The following is a 16,825-nucleotide window of genomic DNA, read 5'->3' as shown; positions in this document are numbered from 1 at the left end:
TTTAAGCTTCCTTGCTCGGGAGCACCAGGAGGCGGTGGCAGTACGGGCAATGCGTAATCTCGCTACCGTCGTGGTTGAGGTCGCTCATGGACGATGCCTGCAGCGCGGTGTGGCAAACCGTGGGGATGTTGCCCTGGATGGTCTCGACGGCCAGGCCGCGGAACTGCTTGAGCAGGCGCTCGTAGTCGGTGAGCACGTCGGTCGGCAGCGTGGCGGCAAGGGCGGTGCGCTCCTTAGTGGCGGCGTCAATCTGTGCCTGGAGGTCGGCGGCCTTGGCGCGGGCGGCCTTGGTGTCGGCCTTCACGCCCTCCTCGAACTTGGCGATGATGGCCTGCGCGCGAGCCTCGCGGTCGAGCGCCTCCTTGTGGGCGACGACGACATCTTTGCGGGTGTGCTCGATTTTGTCCAAGCGCTTGGCCAGGGTGGCGAGCTCGTTCTCCAGGTCCTGAACCTCGCGGTAGTCGGAGCCGTCGACATGGCGCTTCTTGGCGGCCTCGATGGCGTTATTGGTCTGGATCTCGGTGGTGTTGAGATCGTCGAGCTCAATATCCAGGTCCTTGCGCTGGGCGTAGAGCTTGGTCATTTCGGACTTGAGCTTCACATAGGTCTTGCGCTTGGAAGCGAGCTCCTTGAGCTCCGGCATATTGGCAAGTTCGCTCTTGTTGCGGGCGAGCTCCAAATCGATCTGTTGCAGCTTGAGTAGCGTAGCGCCGGCGCTCATAAGTTCTCTCCTTTTGTCACAGTCCACCATTGGCAAGGGTTCAGTATTTTAATCGCATGACGGGGGTCGACCCCGGCATCAACTGCAGAGTTCATCAATATATCAACGAACGGCTCCTCGGAGCGGTCGTGGCCGAGCAGGATCGCCGGTAGCCCGCGCAAGGCAAGGTCTTGCGCCACGTGGTAGCCCGCCTCGCCCGTCACGACAACATCTGCGCCCGCGGCGATGGCGAGCTCTCCAAAGTCGCCCAGGGAGCCGCCCAAAATGGCGACGGTTCGGCACGGGTGCTCGGCTTCACCCCAAACGCGCGGGTTGCTGCCGAAGGCCGTGGCAGCACGGGTGGCAAGATCGCGCAGCGTGCACGGGTCGTTGAGCGTTGCAAGTGCGCCCAGGCCGGTGGCTTCGGGGTCGTCCACGTGCTCCAGTGAGCTCACGGGTGCGGCACCCAGCAGCTCGCTCAGGCAGAGGCAGGCTTCGTGCGAGCGGTCCAGGTTGGTGTGGAGCGAGATAATGCTCACGCCGCATCGGGCCGCCTCATAGAGCGCCGCGCTGCACTGGGGACGCGTGGCATCCGCCGGACAAAACGCCTCGGGCGCCTTGATATAGATGGGGTGATGCGTCAGCAGCACGTTGGCGCCGGCCTCCTGGGCGCGGTGCACATTGGCTTCGGTCGCATCGAGTGCGCAGGCAACACCGGTAATCTCCGCGGCAGGGTCGCCGACGGAGAGTCCTACATGGTCCCAACTCTCGGCATCGGTCTTGGGATAGCGTGCCAGCAGCGCGCGCTCAAGCTCGGCGGCGATCATACGGCACCCACGATCGAGAGGAGCGTCTTGGCGAACTCATTCAGATCGGCCGGATTCACGCGGTCATCGAAGGAGATGCGCAGTGCGCCCAGCGCCTGCTCGCGACCGATGCCCATCGCGCTCAAAACGTGGCTGGGGTCCATGCTGCCGCTCGAGCATGCCGAACCTGCCGACACTTCAAAACCGGCGGCATCGAGCTTGATGATAAGCTCCTCGGAGTCCATTCCGTCAATGTAGATCGATACCATGCCGGGCAGACGGTCGACATGTGCGTAGTCTCCCATGGTGGCGTGAATGCGCGGATGAGCCGTAAGCGTGGCGTAGAGCTTGTCGGAAAGGGCTTGCAGCTTCTCGCGTTCCTGAGCCACATGGGGTGCCAGCGTGCGGGCGGCAGCGGCAAAGGCCAGCTGTGTGCGCAGGTCCTGCGTGCCGGCGCGACGTCCGGCTTCCTGTCCGCCGCCAAAGATGCGGGGACGCAGTGGCGTGCGGGTCTTAACGTAGAGCGCGCCGGAGGCAACGGGACCGCCAATTTTGTGGGCTGCGACGGACATGGCGTCGACGCCTAGCTCGGTGGCATCGAGCGGAATGTGCAGATAGCCCTGGATGGCGTCGGTGTGGAACAGGGCGCCCACGGTATGCGCGGCCGCGGCAAGCTCGCGGATGGGCTGCACCACGCCGGTCTCGTTGTTGGCGACCATGATGCTCACGAGCGCCACGTCGTCGCCTAGTAGCTCGACAAGCGCGGCAGGCTCAATGTAGCCCGCGCGGCAGGGCTGCACCAGGTCGACGGTAAAGCCAGCGGCACGCAGCAGCGGCAGGTTGTCCAGAATCGAATCGTGCTCGATGGCAGATACGATCACGCGGTTGCGCTTGCGGTCGCGCTGACGGGCGCCCTCGGCAAGACCGAGCAGCGCCAGCTGGTTGGCTTCGGTGCCGCCGTTGGTCAGAACAATCTCGGACGGGCGGACGCGTGCGCCAAAGCTATGGGCGATCTCGCGACGGGCAACCTCCAGGCGCGCGGCGGCCTTGCGGCCGAGCGAGTGCAGCGAGTTGGGGTTGACGCCGGCAAGCTCGCTGTCGTCATATTCGCGCTGCGCAAGGAGCGCCTCGGCGCGCATGGGCGTCGAGGCGGCGTAGTCAAGATTCACGGGTATGCGGTTTTGACCTGCGGTCATAAGGGTTTATGCCTCCTGTGCGGCCTCATTGCCCAGCTTCTGCAGCAGCGCAACCTCGGCGGCGGGATCTTCGGACTTAAATACGGCGGAGCCGGCCACGAGAACGCTGGCACCAGCCTTGACGACCTCGGCAATGTTCTTGGAAGAAATGCCGCCGTCGACCTCGATCATGGGCGACACGCCGTGGCGCTCGCACATGGCCTTGAGCTCGTGCAGTTTGGCGATAGTGCCCGGGATAAAGCTCTGGCCGCCAAAGCCCGGGTTCACGCTCATGAGCAGCACCATATCGACGACGTCGATGATGCTCTCGAGCACGCACACGGGGGTGGCGGGGTTGAGCACCACACCGGCCTTGACGCCGCGCTGCTGAAGATGCGTGAGCGTGCGGTGCAGGTGCGTGGAGGCCTCATAGTGCACGGTGATCATGTCGGCACCGGCGTCGGCGTACCAATCGACCGTCTCGTCGGGGTTCGATACCATCAGGTGCGCGTCGACCGGCACGTCGGTGGAGCGCTTGACGGCCTTGAGGATGTCAACGCCAAAGGTGAGGTTGCCGGTAAAATGACCGTCCATAACGTCAAAGTGCACGTAATCGGCGCCGGCGATCTTGTCGAGCTCGCCCTTGAGGTTGGCCATGTCGGCCGAAAGGACGGACGGAGCGATTTTGATGGAACCCATGGTAGTAGCCTTTCTGCGCTAGTCGTTGAGTCCGTAGAACTCTTGAGAGGGGACGCGGTCGGTAAGAATCTCGAGCGCCCTATCCAAAGTAACACCGTTGTAGAGCGTTTGCTCCACGGCAAAGGTGAGCGGAATGTCTACGCCCAGTGAACGGGCAAGCTCGCTGACGCTGCGGGCCGCGACGGCGCCCTCAACCACCATATGCGTGCGCGTCTGATACTCGTCGAGCGACACGCCGTGGGCAAACTCGTAGCCAAAGGTGCGGTTGCGCGAGTGCTCCGAGGTACAGGTGGCAATGAGGTCGCCCATGCCGGCAAGTCCCATGCAGGTCATAGCTTGACCGCCGCGGGCATGCACCAGACGGCTAATCTCGGCCAGGCCGCGCGTCATGATGAGGGCGAGCGTGTTGTCGCCGGCACCGGTGCCGGCGGAGATGCCGCACACGATGGCGATGACATTTTTCATGGCGCCGCAGACCTCGACACCGGTCATGTCTTGCGACAGATAGATGCGGAAGGCCGTGGACAGGAGCAGGTCCTTAAAGGTCTCCCCTATCTGCGGATGTTCGCTGGCGATGACGGCGGCAGAAAGCCCGCCGCGGCAGATCTCCTCGGCATGGTTGGGGCCCGAGAGCGCCGCCACGCGCGCCTCGTTGCCGATCTCGCTGGCGATGACCTCGCTCATGAGCAGGCCGGACTCGGGCTCAATGCCCTTGGTGAGGCAGAGCACCGGGGTGTCGGCGGCGATGAAGGGGGCTGCCTGATGACATACGCTGCGCAGGTGCGTGGAGGGCACGGCAAAGATGATGGCCTCGGCGCCGTCGAGCGCCTGCACCAGGTCCGTGGTGGCGACGACGTTGCCGGGCAGCTCGTAGCCCACCAGATACCGGGGGTTACGGTGCTCGCCGTTGATGCCGGCGGCCGTCTGCTCGCTGTGGGCCCACATGGTCACGCGCTCGGCACGCGCGGCAGCAAGGCCGGCGACGGCGGTTCCCCAGGAGCCAGAGCCAATCAGCGCAACATTCATGACTCTCTCCTACTTATCGTCGGGTTCGGTGACGCGCTTGGTAAACGAGAGCTTGGACTCCTTACCGGTCATGAGCTTTTGGACATTCGAGCGATGGGCCCACACCACGGTGATGCCGATCATCGCCATACAGAACTTGAGCCCCAGGCTGCTGTACGGAAAGACCGCACAGGCAGCGATGGGAAGACCAATGGCGGCGGCAAGCGAGCCCACCGACACAAACTTGGTGATGGCGACGGCAACGATAAACATGCCCAGCAGCGACAGGCCAATGGGCCAGTACCAGGCAAGAATCACGCCCAGGCCCACGGCGATGCCCTTACCGCCGTGGAAGTTAAGGTAAGGCGAGAAGATGTGTCCCCACACGGCAGCCAGGCAAATGACGCCGAGCATCCAGTCACCGGCGGCACCGGGAGCCATGATGCTCACGGGGAAGCCATAGCCCACGCTCGCGATGAGCGGACGCGCGATAAGGACGCAGATGGTGCCCTTAAGGCAGTCGAGCAGCAGCGTGAGCGCGGCCACCTTGGGGCCGGCCACGCGCAGCGCGTTGGTGGTGCCGATGTTGCCGGAGCCCGCCTTGCGAATGTCCGTGTGGTTGAACGCGCGGCCCAGGATCAGGCCAAACGGAATCGCTCCGATAAAGAACGAGACCACGGCGCAGATGGCGGTCAGCAGGATCGGATTAAGCATCCTTTTGCTCCTTCTTCCTAAAGAAGAGTCGAATGGGCGTACCGGAAAAATCGAAGGTCGAGCGCATGCGGTTCTCCACGTAGCGCTGGTAGGTGTCGTTGACCAGGTCGCTGTGGTTGACAAAGAACGTAAACGTCGGCGGGTTGACGCCCGTCTGGGTCACGTAGTGCATGCGCAGGCGGCGCTTGCCGTCCACCACGGTGTGGCCAAACTCGCGCAGGTCGGTGAGGAACGTGTTGAGGCGCGAGGTGGAGATCTTTTGCGAGCGCGTCTTTTCGGCCGCGTCGACCATCGCCCAGATCTTCTCGACGCTGCGGCCGGTCAGGGCCGAGATGCGCAAGTACTGAGCCCAGGGAGCCATGACGCCCAGACGGCGGTCGATGGTCTCCATGCAGGCCTCGCGCTTGCGGTCGTCGTCGAGCAGATCCCACTTGTTGAGCAGCACCACGATGGCGCAGCCGCGCTCGATGGCCAAGCCCATGACCTTCTGGTCCTGCTCGGTGACGCCTACGCAGGCGTCGACGACGAGCAGCGCCACGTCGGCGCGGTCGATGGCACGCAGGCCGCGGACCATGGAGTAGTACTCGATGTTCTCGTACACGGTGCTCTTCTTGCGGATGCCCGCGGTATCGACCATGCGGTAGTGCTTACCGTTGCGCTCCACGACGGTGTCGATGGCGTCGCGCGTCGTGCCGGCAATGTTGGACACGATAGAGCGGTCGGCGCCCAGGATACGATTGAACAGCGACGACTTACCGGCATTGGGGCGGCCGATGATGGCTACGTTCAGCGCGTCGGGGAACTCATCGGCGACCTCGTCCTCTTCCTCCGGAAGCAGGGCCACGATGTCATCGAGCAGGTCGCCCGTACCGTGGCCATGCAGGGCCGAGAGCGGCGTGGGCTCGCCGATGCCGAGCGAATAGAACTCCCAGATGCTGTCGTTCTCGCGATCGGGGTTGTCGAGCTTGTTCACCAGCAGAAAGACCGGCTTGTCGCAGCGCTTGAGCATGCGGGCGACCGACTCGTCCTCCTCGGTGACACCGGTGCGGCCGTCGACCACAAACAGGATGACGGCGGCTTCCTCGGCGGCGGCGAGCGCCTGGTCGCGGATGGACGTTGCAAAGACATCGTCGCTCTTGAGCGGCTCGATACCGCCCGTGTCGACGATGGTGAACTCGCGGCCGTTCCAATCGGCCGTGTGATACGAGCGGTCGCGCGTGACGCCGCGGGACTCGTGGACGATGGCGTCCGAGGTCTGGGCCAGGCGGTTAACGAGCGTGGACTTGCCCACGTTGGGGCGTCCGACGACGGCGACGATAGGTTTCATCTGCTCTCCTTTAATGGGTAGGGTCAGCGGAATTAGTAGAGTCGGCAGGCACAATGCCAAGGATATGCTCCAGGGTATCGAGCAGCTCATGCGGCATGGTCGATACCACATGAACCTCGGCGCCGCGACTGGTAAGGCTTGCGAGTAAATCGTCACGATGATACTCGTCAAGCGTCATGCCGTCAGCGTTGAACATGAGCTTAGGCACAAAGAGCATAACCCCCGACAGGTCTTGGGGTAGCTGCTCCAAGATGTCGCAGGCGACGATGAGGCCGGTCACGTCCACGTTGCCGCCAAAGTAGCGGTTTTTGATAGCCGTGACGGTGCCGGCGAGTCCCTGGGGCGACTCCACAAAGCGGGCCACCGTGTCGCGTGCGCTGGTGCCCGAGAGGCACAGCAGATGCTGGCTGCGGGCGGCGATGGCCTCGCGGACGCGGGCCAGTCGCTCGGCATCGGCGGCAAGCACGTCGTCGGTCTCGTCCAGATACGAGCGGATCATGCCGATGCCGTCGTAGTACTGCGGGTAACCGTCGTAAAAGTCTGCCTCGGGAGGATCGATGCCGGCGTCCAGATAGAACTCGTCGCTCATCTGGAAGGTGTGGCGGCCAAAGCGCTCATAGGCGCGGTCCTGGTAGGGACGGATCATGGCAATGGTCTCGCGCGCTAGCTCGGGCTTGTCGCTGTAGGACCAGCTAAAACGGTTCTGATGCTTGGTAAAACCGAGCGGCACAATGCCCAGGCTTGTGATTTGCTCGTGCTCCTCGCAAAAGTGCAGGGTCTTTTCCAGCTCCTCGCCGTCGTTCATGCCGGGGCACAACACGATCTGCGCGTGAATCTCGATGCCGGCGGCCATGATGGTCTCGAGCACGTCCATGCCTCGCTGAGCGTTACGGCCCATCATACGACGGCGGACGTCGGGGCTCACAGCGTGGACCGACACGTTCATGGGACTCATGTTGCGCTGGATGACGTTTTGCACGTCCTCGTCGGTGAGGTTCGTAAGCGTGACAAAGTTGCCTTGCAAAAAGCTTAGGCGATAGTCGTCGTCGCGAATATAGAGCGTGGAACGACCGCCCTTGGGCAGCATGGTCATAAAGCAGAATACGCAGGCGTTTACGCAGGTACGCATGCCATCGAAGATGGGGCCGTCGAACTCCAGGCCCCAGTCCTCGCCGGGAAAGCGATCGAGTTCAACCGGGGTGACGGTGCCATCGCGCGGGTCGAAGACCTCAAGCTCGACGGTGTCGTCGTCGGCCTCCCAGAGCCACACGATCATGTCGGTGAGCTGCTCGCCGTTGACCGTGAGCACGCGCATGCCCGGCTCGATACCCACATCCCATGCGGGCGATTCGGGGCGCACGTTCTTAACGAGCGCGCCCTCACCCGGCTCGGGGTCGCGGCTGCGCCCGTAATCGGCCACCTCGGCGGCGTATGCGGGTACGGTCTGGTCCATGATTAGCGGCAAAGCTCCTTGATGCGCGCGACGGCGCGTTCGATGTGTTCTTGCGGGGTGGAGGCACCGGCGGTTATGCCGATGTGGTGAGCGTCGGTAAACCACGCGGCCTGGAGCTCGGAAGCTTCCTCGATGTGATGCGTGCGCTCGCAGGCGTCTGCGCAAATCTGCGCCAGGCGGCGGGTGTTGCCCGAGTTCTTGCCGCCCACCACGACCATGCAGTCGCAGCGGTTGGCAAGTGTGGCTGCTGCCTGTTGACGCTCACTCGTGGCGGCGCAGATGGTGTTGATCACACGCAACTCCTGCACGCGCGGGGTGATAGCGGCCACGACTTCGGCGAGGTTCTGCGCGGTCTGAGTGGTCTGCACAACGAGGCCCACCTTGCCCTTGAGCGACAGGGCATCGGCGTCGGCGGCACAGCTCACGACCTGCGCATCGTCGCCGGCGTGGCCCAGAATGCCCTCGACCTCGGGGTGGCCTGGCTCGCCCACGACGATCACGCGGTAGCCCTCGCGCACCAGGCGCTCGGCTGCCACATGGACCTTCTTCACGTAGGGGCAGGTGGCGTCGACCACGGTAAGGCCACGCTCGCGAGCGGCATCGATGACTTGCGGCACCACGCCGTGGGCGCGGATGATCACGGTACCGGTTGCGGCATTATCCAGGTTCTCGGCCAAGCCAACGCCCGCCTCAGCGAGCTCGCGTACCACGATGGGGTTATGGATGAGCGGGCCCAAGGTGTGGACCTGAGCGCACTCCCCTGCCTGCGGCGCGGCGGCCAGCGCCATATCGAGCGCACGCTGTACGCCGTAGCAAGTGCCGGCGTGGGCGGCGATTTCGATGGTAGGCGCGGTTGCCTGGTCGGACGCAGTCGCGGCAGTGTTCGTCACGTTCTCGCTCATGGCTAGAACCTGCCCGGGTGTTCGGCGCACAATTCGTCGCGCATGGCGTAGACGCGGTTCATGGCCTCGGACTCAAACCATTCCAGGCGCTCCGTGCGCTTAAGCCCGGCCGGTGCGTCGGAAAGCGAGATGGACTTGCCGGCGCGAATCCAGCACTTCTTGGGACGCATGAGCTTTCTGCCCGCGGGCGTGATGTCGGACCAGCCGCAGATAGCGAGCGGGTTGACGGGCGCCTTGCCCATCTGGGCGATGAGCGCAAAGCCGCCGTGGACCTCGGGCTTGATCTCGCGCGAGCGGATGCGCGTGCCCTCAGGGAAGATCAGGACGTCCTCGCCGCGCTGCAGCGCATGCTGAGCGGCGCGCAGGCACTTCATATCGGCAGTACCGCGCTCCACGGGGATGCCGCCAACGCGGCTAAAGGCCCAGCTCACAATTTTGCTCTTGGCGAACTCGGACTTAAAGATGGGGCGAATGCGGCGCCCCCCAAAGAACAGCGCCGTCTCCACGGCCAAGAGCTCGGCCATCGAGGTGTGGTTGCAGATGACCACGCTGCCGCGGCCTTCCTGGCGCTCAAACAGCAGATCGGCGTCCTCTACCTTCCAGCGCCACATGAGCTTAGAGAAAGCCCAGAGGATTGCCATGACCACGACGACGGTGCCGCGGATGAGCGCCGGAAACTCGGCGTAGGGGGCGCTGTAATAATCCTCGGGCGTCTGCTTAAACAGGCGCATGGGCTACCTCCTTTGGTTGATGAGGTCCTCGATGATGCGTACAACCTCGTCGATGGCGTGGGCGGTGGAGTCGACGTGCACGGCGTCCTCGGCGGGCACGAGCGGGGCGACCTCGCGGCTGCTGTCGAGCTTGTCGCGCTGCTTAAGGGCGTCGAGGGTCTCGTCGACCTCGGCTTCGAGCTGCTCGGACGTGAGCGGCTGGGCATCGTTTTGGTGACGCTGCAGCACGCGGCGGCGGGCGCGCTCACGCGGGTCGGCGGTCAGGAACACCTTGACCTGCGCGTTGGGGAACACGACGGTGCCGATGTCGCGACCCTCGGCCACGATATCGCGGTCCTCGGCGGCGCGGCGCTGGTGGATGAGCATGGCGGCGCGCACGCCCGGGTAGGCCGAGACCTTGGACACGTTGGCGTCAACCTGCGGGGTTCGAATGGCAGCCGAGGCGTCCTGGCCGTCAATGGTCAGGCGCGTGTCCTCGCCGGTGCCGTTGGTAAAGCGAATCTCGATCTGCTCGGCGAGGGCGTCGATGGCCGCCTCGTCGTCCAGGTCGATGTCGCGGTCGAGCGCGGCGAAGGTGACGGCGCGATACATGGCGCCCGTGTCGAGCTTGTTAAAGCCCAGCTGGCGGGCGATCTCCTTGGCGATGGTGGACTTGCCGGAACCGGCGGGGCCGTCGATGGCGACGATCATGCAATGCTTCCTTTCAATGTTTGACGTGCTGGTATGGTTCGCGGGCTTTGGGGCGCGGCGGGTTGCCTAGCCCGTGTAGCGCTCGCGATAGGTGTTGCGCTTGGGTGCGGAGCCGTGGCTGCCGTGGTGACGCGTGCGGCTGGCGGTGTTGGTCGCACGCGAGGCGCCGCGCTTGAAGCTGGCCTGCTTGGGCGGGATACCGCCGGCCTTGAGGATCTGCACCTCGCGCTCGGTGAGCTCGCGCCACGAGCCCTTGGCTACGCCCTCGAGCTCCAGGCCGGCAAAGTTGCAGCGATGCAGACGGATTACCGGATGGTGAATCTTGCTCAGCATGCGCTTAACCTGGTTCTTGCGACCTTCGCGGATGATGACCTCGACGGCGGTGGTGCCGGGCTTGACGCCCTGTGGCGCCACGGCCTCGGCCTCGCGTGCGGTGATGACGCGGCAGATTGCCGGCTGGCATAGGCCGTCGTCGAGCTCGATGCCATGGCGGAGCGGGTCTAGATCGCGTTCGGTCAGCTGCCCGTCAACGAGTGCCTGGTAGGTCTTATAGACATGCTTGCTGGGATGCAGCAGGTCCTGCGACAGGTCGCCGTCGGTGGTAAAGAGCAAAAGGCCCGTGGTGTCGCGGTCCAGGCGACCCACCGGGAAAAGTCCCGGAAAGCGGTCGCGGGGGACCAGGTCGGCCACACAGGGGCGCTCCTGCGGGTCGCTCATGGTGGTGAGGTAGCCGGTCGGCTTGTAAAGCATCAAGTACACGGCACCCTGGTTGAGCTTGACGGGCATGCCGTCGACCTCGATATGGTCGCGGTCGACATCGACCTTGGTGCCCAGCTCGGTCGCGACCAGCCCGTTGACGGTCACGCGGCCGGCGGTCATTAGGTCCTCCGAGCCGCGGCGGCTCGCCACGCCCGCGCGCGCCAAAAAGCGCTGCAAGCGCATGGTGTGCGGGTAGACGGACTGGGCGTCGGTCGCGGGCGCTGTGCCGTCCGTGGCGCGCGTCTCCCCTACTTCGTTAGTCCTCGTCATGCAAATCCTCCGAGGTCACGTCGACGACCAGAGTCTCCAAGTCCTCGACTGCCTCAACATCTTCAACATCGGTATCGAGCAGTTCGCGCTCTTCGTCTAGGTCCTCGGCCTGCTCCTCGAGCGTGGACTGAATACTGCGGCCGCTCAGGCGCTCGCGGATAAACTGGCGCGACTGCTCGTCGGGGGCAAACTGCTCCAGATCGGGCAGGTCGCGGGTGGAACGCAGGCCGAACTTTTCCAAGAAGGCGTTGGTCGTGCCGTAGATGATGGCCTGACCGCGCTGGGGGTCGCGGCCGAGCTCGCGCACCAGACCCTTGTCGACGAGCGACGCGATGACGCCGTCAGAATTGACGCCACGGATGCCCTTGACTACCTCGCGCGTCACGGGTTGGTGGTATGCGATGACGGCCAAGGTTTCGAGCGCCGCCTGCGACAGCTTTTGCGTGTCCCAGCTCAACACATAGGCCTCGACCACGTCGTGGTAGGCGGGGTGCGTAAACAGGCGCCAGCCGCCGGCGACCTCGCGCAGCTGAAAGCCGCGGTTGGCCTCCTCGTACTCAACCTTGAGCTCGGCGAGCAGCGATGCGCATTCGCCGGGGGCGATATCCAGTGCGCCGGCCAGCGCGGGCGCACTCACCGGGTCGCTCGACACCAGCAGCAGCGCCTCGAGGGCGCCTTTGAGGCTGTTTGCCTCCAGCGTGGAAAGGGTTGACATGGTTGCGGCTCCTATTCGGTGAGCTCGGGGCCCTCGCCGGGCACGTATGCCTCGGCGCCCTCGATTCGGTTGATGCAGATGGTTCCAAAGATCTCGTCCTGGCTCAGCGTGAGCGAGCCGCGCTTGGCGAGCTCCAGCATGGCCAGGAAGGTGACGACGAGCTGCTCGGTGGTGGCATCGCCGTCCAGTAGCTCGCGGAAGGTGCAGGTTTGGTGCGCCATGGTAAAGCGGTCGACTGAGGCTACGGTCAGGTCGAGCGGCACGCGATGCGGCGCCACGTGCTCGGCCTCCAGCAGGAAGGTCTGGCGCTTGCCGTCCAGGTCGGCACAGATGACGGCGAGGCCGCGCAGGGTGATGCCGGCCAGATAGTCGGGCATTAGGCCCAAAAACTCCGGGTCGGGACCGGCCACACGCGGGCGCATGCGGCTTTCGGCCTGCATGCGGGCACCGAGGGCCGCCGCCGCGCCCTTAAACTGCTTGTATGCAATCAGGCGCTGGATCAGGACCTCGCGCAAGGCGTCGCCGTCGAGCGCGCTGAGCTCCTCGAGGTCTTCGTCGAACTCGTCATCGTCGTCATCGACTTTGCGCGGGGCCTCCTGCGGCACCAGCGAGGCGGCCTTGATGTCCAAAAGGGTCGCCGCAACCAGCAAAAAGTCGCTCGCCACGTCCAGGTCCAGCGCCTCGATGCGCTCGGCCTCGGCCAGGTATTGCTCGGCCACCTCGCTGATGGAGATGGCGCCGATATCTACTTTTTGGCGGGTTACCAGCTGCAGGAGCAGGTCGAACGGTCCGCTGTAGACCTGCGTCGACACGCGATACGACATTTTCGACCTCCTTTGACGGCGCCTTCGCGGCGCGGTTTGGGTGCATGTTGCGACCGTTTTGCACGGTCGACCTGTAAGTTTACCCTAGATGCCGGCGATTGCGAAGTTGAGCAGCTGCTCAGCAAGCGGATACACGGTAACGTCGAAATAGCGGCCGATTACATCGATGCCGGTCCACATAGGCAGCAGGTATAGAACCAGGATGAGTATGGGCATAGCGTATTGCTGCAGGTGGTAATAGTTGTTGAGCGCCTTGCCCTTGAGGAAGGGCACGATGATCGACGAGCCATCAAGCGGCGGAATCGGAATGAGGTTAAAGAACGCGAGCGACAGGTTGACCACGATAAACGTGGCGCCGAAGTTCATAATTTGGGACGCCACGGCAAAGGACATGCTGGCGTAGAGGCTGCCGTACGTTGCGTGCATGAGGGCGGCCGCGAGGCACGCGAGTGCGATATTCGATGTGGGGCCGGCTACGCTCACCAGGACCTCGTCGCGCTTGGGGTGCTTGAGGTTGTTGAGATAGACGGGCACGGGCTTGGCGAAGGCGAACACGGGACCGCCTGCGGCGAGCATGAGCAGCGGCAAGATGATGGTGCCAAACGGGTCGATATGGTTGAGCGGGTTGAGCGATACGCGTCCGCGCGAGCGCGCCGTTTTGTCGCCGAGAGCCCAGGCCGCGGCGGCGTGCGCGCTCTCGTGAATGACGATGCCAACGATGACGGCGACGGCGCTGGCGAGCAGGTTCATGATGTAGCTGCTGGACATGGCGCTCTCCTAGCGGACGCGGCGCGAGGCGCGCGTGAGCAGGTAATCGGCCACAAACAGGATCACAGCGACGATGGCGTAATCCAGGCGGAACACGCCGCCAAAGGGCGACGTGATGACGCCGTAGCCGGCGATGGCGCTCGGCAGCGCGCGCGAAAGCTCAACGACAAAGCCCACGATCTGCAGCTTGGCGGTCAGGCCGCTAAAGCACAGCAGCACGGTCATCGCGCTCATAAAGATGCCGCAGATGCGACAAGCGATAGCGATGATGCTCATCGCCACAGCAGTGGCCTTACGAGAGTTCACGCGCGGTCTCCTCTTCGATCTGGGTGGAAAGCTCCAGCCATTCGTCCTCGAGCTTGGGAAGCTCTTGCTTAAGGCCGTTATATTCCCCCAGCGCCGCGTTGAACTTATCCTGATCGGCATAAAGCTCTTCGCTTGCCATCAATTCCATAAGCTCGTCATAGCGGGCGCGCTTTTTATCGAGCTCCGTCTCGATCTTCTTGAGCTGGTTGCGCACGCCCTTGAGCTTTTTGTTGAGTGCGGCGCGGGCCTGGGCCTCGGCGCGCTTTTGCTCCTTGGTCTTTTTACCCTCGGTCGGCTTGGGGGCCGCGGCGGGGCTGCTGGCCTGGACGGCGTTGGCAGGCTTGGTGCTCTTGCTCGCCGCCGGCGCGCTCTCCCCTGCCGCCTCGGCGGCGGCGCGGGCTGCGAGGTCCTCGCGCTTGTAGAGGTAGTAGTCGTAGTCGCCATCGTAGACCGTGACCTTGCCGTCGCGGATGTCGATGATGCGGTTGGCCACGGCGCGTACCAGGTGCTCGTCGTGGCTGATCAGCACGATGGTGCCGGGGAAGTTTTGCAGGGCGTTCTCGAGCATGTCCACCGAGTCGATGTCCAAGTGGTTGGTGGGCTCGTCCAGGCACAGGAGCGCCTCGGGTGCCACGAGCATCTTTGCCAGGGCCAGACGAGCCTTTTCGCCGCCGGAGAGGACGCGGACCTGCTTTTCGATTGCGTCGTTGTCGCTAAACAGGAAGGCACCAAGCAGACTGCGCTGCTGGGGCACGGTCCACTTGGGCGTGACGGTATCGATCTCTTGCAGGACGGTGTTGGACTCGGTCATGCCCTCGAGCGCGTGCTGGGCGTAATAGGCCACGCCCACGTTGGTGCCCAGGTCGCGGGTGCCGGTGGTGGGCGGCTCCAGGCCGGCGAGGATCTTCATGAGGGTGGACTTGCCGGCGCCGTTAGGGCCGACGAGCGCCACGTGCTCGCCGCGGTAGAGCTTGAGGTCGATGTCGCTGTAGATGTGTTTGTTGCCGTAAGACTTGGATACGCCCTCCAGGCCCACGACCATATCGCCGGAGCGCGGCGGGTCGGGGAACTTAAAGTCGATGTGCTTGTGGCCTTCGGGCAGAATGACGAGCTCCTTTTTGATTTGCTCGATCTTACGGATGCGCTCCTGGGCCTGGGCAGCTTTGGTGGGCTTGTAGCGGAACTTGTCGACGAAGACCTGCATGTGCGCGATGTCGCGCTCCTGAGCGGCACGCTTGGCGCGCATCTGCTCCAGGTTGTCCTCGCGCTGTTTAAGGTAGCTGCTGTAGTTGCCGGTGTAGGTGGTCACGCGGCGGTTCTCGAGCGCGGCCACGTGGTCGACGCAGGCGTCCATAAAGGCTCGGTCGTGGCTGACGATGAGGACGGCGCCGTCGTAGTTAGCGATAAAGCCGCGCAGCCATTGGACGCTTTCGAGGTCCAGGTGGTTGGTGGGCTCGTCTAGAAGCAGCAGGTCGGGGTGGCGCAGGAAGAGCTTGGCCAGCGCGATGCGCATCTGCCAGCCGCCCGAGAACTCGGAGCACGGGCGCTCAAAGTCGGTGACCTTAAAGCCCAGACCGGACAGGATCTTGCGCGCGTTGCTCTCGAGCTCGTAGCCGCCCAGGTGCTCAAAGCGGTCCTGGACCTGTCCGTACTCGTTGAGGAGTGCGTCGACGTCCTTGCCCTGTTCGGAGAGCTCGGTGATTTGGGCCTGCAGCTCGTTGGCGCGCTCGCCCATGCGTCGAATCTCCTTGGCCGCGGCCATGACCTCGGCAAGGATGGTGGTGTCCTTTTGCTCCAGGTTGGTTTCCTGCTCTAGGTAGCCTACCTGGCAGTCCTTGGCGTACTGGACCTGGCCAGCGTCGGGGCTGTCGATGCCCATGATGATTTTGAGCATGGTGGTTTTGCCGGCTCCGTTGGGGCCCACGAGCGCGAAGCGCTCGCCGGGGTTGATCTGAAAGGACGCGCCGCTAAAGAGGACGCGTGCGCCGAAGCTTTTTTCGATCTTGTCGACCAGGAGGATCATGGTGCCGCCTTTGATCTTGTTTGCCTATATGAAAAAAGGCCCCAACTTGCGTTGGAGCCTCATTCAATGCTCGGGTGGAGACGAGGGGGATCGAACCCCTGACCTCTTGACTGCCAGTCAAGCGCTCTCCCAGCTGAGCTACGCCCCCGTGCGAAGAAGTACTATACGGGAACTCGGACGGCGATGCAAGGACATTTTTGGAATAACTTTCCGGGGGCGCGGGCGCCGGAGTCCCGCGGGGTCGCGACGGCGGAGACCAGCGCCCGCCTATCAGGCTCCACTCCGGTCGCCCCCGGGATCCCCGCCACGAAACCGGCCCATCTACTACGTTTGGGCGACATCCCCCGACCATGGCGTCTCGGGCAAGAATAAAACCGCAGGTAGACGGCCTGCGGTTTTCGCGAAATACGGGGTATGGTCGAGGGGTCGGGGTTAAACGTAGTAGATGGGCCGGTTTCGTGGCGGCGGCATCGCAGGCAGCCGACCGAGGACGCCCGGAAATGAGTAAGCAGGCTATTTGCAAGTGAAAACTAATGCCATGAAAAAACAGGCCAGACATATTGCCTGGCCTGTTGAAAAACCTGGTGGGCCCTCCGGGATTCGAACCCAGAACCCAGGGATTATGAGTCCCCTGCGCTAACCGTTGCGCCAAGAGCCCTTATAAAGTGGCGCTTGCAGTTGGGGTGGCAGAACAGCCTCCAACGCTTTGAACCACGATGTGAAATACTACCATGCGCGCGGCACCCGTTCAACGCACGATCTTGTCGACCGGGAGGATCATGCTGCCGCCTTTGACCTTGTGTGCCTATATGAAAAAAGGCCCCAACTTGCGTTGGAGCCTCATTCAATGCTCGGGTGGAGACGAGGGGGATCGAACCCCTGACCTCTTGACTGCCAGTCAAGCGCTCTCCCAGCTGAGCTACGCCCCCGTGCGAAGAAGTACTATACGGGAACTCCG

The 16,825-nt window shown here is 63.7% G+C and carries 17 protein-coding genes and 3 tRNA genes; all 20 read right to left on the bottom strand.

Going from position 1 to position 16,825, the window contains the following annotated elements; translation table 11 throughout:
- Position 1: 1 nt before the first annotated feature.
- On the bottom strand, positions 2-721 hold the full coding sequence (locus I2H19_RS07485; RefSeq protein WP_117877380.1) for a zinc ribbon domain-containing protein: 720 nt from the start codon (positions 719-721) through the stop codon (positions 2-4).
- Positions 718-1,527, bottom strand: a complete 810-nt coding sequence (locus I2H19_RS07480; protein WP_195361970.1) for a Nif3-like dinuclear metal center hexameric protein — start codon at positions 1,525-1,527, stop codon at positions 718-720. Before I2H19_RS07480 ends, I2H19_RS07485 begins: the two co-directional genes overlap by 4 nt.
- Positions 1,524-2,702, bottom strand: a complete 1,179-nt coding sequence (locus I2H19_RS07475; protein ID WP_195622236.1) for a cysteine desulfurase family protein — start codon at positions 2,700-2,702, stop codon at positions 1,524-1,526. Before I2H19_RS07475 ends, I2H19_RS07480 begins: the two co-directional genes overlap by 4 nt.
- A 6-nt stretch (positions 2,703-2,708) precedes the next feature.
- Positions 2,709-3,380 (bottom strand): ribulose-phosphate 3-epimerase, encoded by a 672-nt coding sequence (gene rpe, locus I2H19_RS07470; protein WP_195622235.1) that lies wholly within the window; start codon positions 3,378-3,380, stop codon positions 2,709-2,711.
- Positions 3,381-3,398: 18 nt separating this feature from the next.
- Entirely contained in the window at positions 3,399-4,406 is a 1,008-nt protein-coding gene (locus tag I2H19_RS07465) for an NAD(P)H-dependent glycerol-3-phosphate dehydrogenase (RefSeq protein ID WP_195622234.1), read from the bottom strand.
- Positions 4,407-4,415: 9 nt separating this feature from the next.
- A complete protein-coding gene (gene plsY, locus I2H19_RS07460) occupies positions 4,416-5,099 on the bottom strand; it encodes a glycerol-3-phosphate 1-O-acyltransferase PlsY (protein WP_195622233.1) in 684 nt (227 codons plus the stop codon).
- A complete protein-coding gene (gene der / locus I2H19_RS07455; RefSeq protein ID WP_195622232.1) occupies positions 5,092-6,426 on the bottom strand; it encodes a ribosome biogenesis GTPase Der in 1,335 nt (444 codons plus the stop codon). The genes plsY and der overlap by 8 nt, the downstream gene beginning before the upstream one ends.
- Before the next feature lie 10 nt (positions 6,427-6,436).
- Complete coding sequence (locus I2H19_RS07450; protein ID WP_195622231.1) at positions 6,437-7,879, bottom strand: DUF512 domain-containing protein; 1,443 nt, start codon at positions 7,877-7,879, stop codon at positions 6,437-6,439.
- Between the two features lie 2 nt (positions 7,880-7,881).
- The gene (locus I2H19_RS07445) at positions 7,882-8,781 is read right to left on the bottom strand and encodes a 4-hydroxy-3-methylbut-2-enyl diphosphate reductase (RefSeq protein ID WP_195622230.1); all 900 of its coding nucleotides are present in this window, start codon (positions 8,779-8,781) and stop codon (positions 7,882-7,884) included.
- Positions 8,782-8,783: 2 nt separating this feature from the next.
- A complete protein-coding gene (locus tag I2H19_RS07440; protein ID WP_195622229.1) occupies positions 8,784-9,512 on the bottom strand; it encodes a lysophospholipid acyltransferase family protein in 729 nt (242 codons plus the stop codon).
- 3 nt (positions 9,513-9,515) lie between these two features.
- The gene (gene cmk / locus I2H19_RS07435; protein ID WP_195622228.1) at positions 9,516-10,202 is read right to left on the bottom strand and encodes a (d)CMP kinase; all 687 of its coding nucleotides are present in this window, start codon (positions 10,200-10,202) and stop codon (positions 9,516-9,518) included.
- A 66-nt stretch (positions 10,203-10,268) separates the two neighbouring features.
- Positions 10,269-11,231 carry a pseudouridine synthase gene (locus I2H19_RS07430; protein WP_195622227.1) on the bottom strand — a complete coding sequence of 321 codons (963 nt, stop codon included), beginning with the start codon at positions 11,229-11,231 and terminating at the stop codon, positions 10,269-10,271.
- Positions 11,218-11,946: an SMC-Scp complex subunit ScpB gene (scpB, locus tag I2H19_RS07425; RefSeq protein ID WP_195622226.1), complete on the bottom strand. Its 729-nt coding sequence runs from the start codon at positions 11,944-11,946 to the stop codon at positions 11,218-11,220. The genes I2H19_RS07430 and scpB overlap by 14 nt, the downstream gene beginning before the upstream one ends.
- 11 nt (positions 11,947-11,957) lie before the next feature.
- Positions 11,958-12,770: a segregation and condensation protein A gene (locus I2H19_RS07420; RefSeq protein ID WP_195622225.1), complete on the bottom strand. Its 813-nt coding sequence runs from the start codon at positions 12,768-12,770 to the stop codon at positions 11,958-11,960.
- Between the two features lie 84 nt (positions 12,771-12,854).
- Entirely contained in the window at positions 12,855-13,538 is a 684-nt protein-coding gene (locus I2H19_RS07415; RefSeq protein ID WP_195622224.1) for a site-2 protease family protein, read from the bottom strand.
- Positions 13,539-13,547: 9 nt separating this feature from the next.
- On the bottom strand, positions 13,548-13,844 hold the full coding sequence (locus I2H19_RS07410; protein WP_055250169.1) for a hypothetical protein: 297 nt from the start codon (positions 13,842-13,844) through the stop codon (positions 13,548-13,550).
- Positions 13,831-15,867 (bottom strand): ABC-F family ATP-binding cassette domain-containing protein, encoded by a 2,037-nt coding sequence (locus tag I2H19_RS07405; protein WP_195622223.1) that lies wholly within the window; start codon positions 15,865-15,867, stop codon positions 13,831-13,833. Before I2H19_RS07405 ends, I2H19_RS07410 begins: the two co-directional genes overlap by 14 nt.
- A gap of 75 nt (positions 15,868-15,942) precedes the next feature.
- Positions 15,943-16,015: transfer RNA gene (locus I2H19_RS07400), tRNA-Ala, on the bottom strand.
- Positions 16,016-16,449: 434 nt separating this feature from the next.
- Positions 16,450-16,525 (bottom strand) — tRNA-Ile (locus I2H19_RS07395).
- Positions 16,526-16,723: 198 nt separating this feature from the next.
- Positions 16,724-16,796: transfer RNA gene (locus I2H19_RS07390), tRNA-Ala, on the bottom strand.
- Between the last annotated feature and the right edge of the window lie 29 nt (positions 16,797-16,825).

The sequence above is a fragment of the Collinsella aerofaciens genome (genome assembly GCF_015560135.1).
Classification (GTDB): Bacteria; Actinomycetota; Coriobacteriia; order Coriobacteriales; family Coriobacteriaceae; genus Collinsella; species Collinsella aerofaciens_AN.
This window is presented reverse-complemented; position numbering and strand designations above follow the sequence as displayed.

Excerpts from the sequence above, each read along its gene's own strand:
- I2H19_RS07465 (WP_195622234.1), bottom strand. The coding sequence starts at position 4,406 with ATGAATGTTGCGCTGATTGGCTCTGGCTCCTGGGGAACCGCCGTCGCC.
- I2H19_RS07405 (WP_195622223.1), bottom strand. The coding sequence starts at position 15,867 with ATGATCCTCCTGGTCGACAAGATCGAAAAAAGCTTCGGCGCACGCGTC.
- der (WP_195622232.1), bottom strand. The coding sequence starts at position 6,426 with ATGAAACCTATCGTCGCCGTCGTCGGACGCCCCAACGTGGGCAAGTCC.
- I2H19_RS07420 (WP_195622225.1), bottom strand. The coding sequence starts at position 12,770 with ATGTCGTATCGCGTGTCGACGCAGGTCTACAGCGGACCGTTCGACCTG.
- I2H19_RS07475 (WP_195622236.1), bottom strand. The coding sequence starts at position 2,702 with ATGACCGCAGGTCAAAACCGCATACCCGTGAATCTTGACTACGCCGCC.
- cmk (WP_195622228.1), bottom strand. The coding sequence starts at position 10,202 with ATGATCGTCGCCATCGACGGCCCCGCCGGTTCCGGCAAGTCCACCATC.
- I2H19_RS07485 (WP_117877380.1), bottom strand. The coding sequence starts at position 721 with ATGAGCGCCGGCGCTACGCTACTCAAGCTGCAACAGATCGATTTGGAG.
- plsY (WP_195622233.1), bottom strand. The coding sequence starts at position 5,099 with ATGCTTAATCCGATCCTGCTGACCGCCATCTGCGCCGTGGTCTCGTTC.
- I2H19_RS07445 (WP_195622230.1), bottom strand. The coding sequence starts at position 8,781 with ATGAGCGAGAACGTGACGAACACTGCCGCGACTGCGTCCGACCAGGCA.
- I2H19_RS07450 (WP_195622231.1), bottom strand. The coding sequence starts at position 7,879 with ATGGACCAGACCGTACCCGCATACGCCGCCGAGGTGGCCGATTACGGG.
- I2H19_RS07430 (WP_195622227.1), bottom strand. The coding sequence starts at position 11,231 with ATGACGAGGACTAACGAAGTAGGGGAGACGCGCGCCACGGACGGCACA.
- I2H19_RS07440 (WP_195622229.1), bottom strand. The coding sequence starts at position 9,512 with ATGCGCCTGTTTAAGCAGACGCCCGAGGATTATTACAGCGCCCCCTAC.
- I2H19_RS07415 (WP_195622224.1), bottom strand. The coding sequence starts at position 13,538 with ATGTCCAGCAGCTACATCATGAACCTGCTCGCCAGCGCCGTCGCCGTC.
- scpB (WP_195622226.1), bottom strand. The coding sequence starts at position 11,946 with ATGTCAACCCTTTCCACGCTGGAGGCAAACAGCCTCAAAGGCGCCCTC.
- I2H19_RS07480 (WP_195361970.1), bottom strand. The coding sequence starts at position 1,527 with ATGATCGCCGCCGAGCTTGAGCGCGCGCTGCTGGCACGCTATCCCAAG.
- rpe (WP_195622235.1), bottom strand. The coding sequence starts at position 3,380 with ATGGGTTCCATCAAAATCGCTCCGTCCGTCCTTTCGGCCGACATGGCC.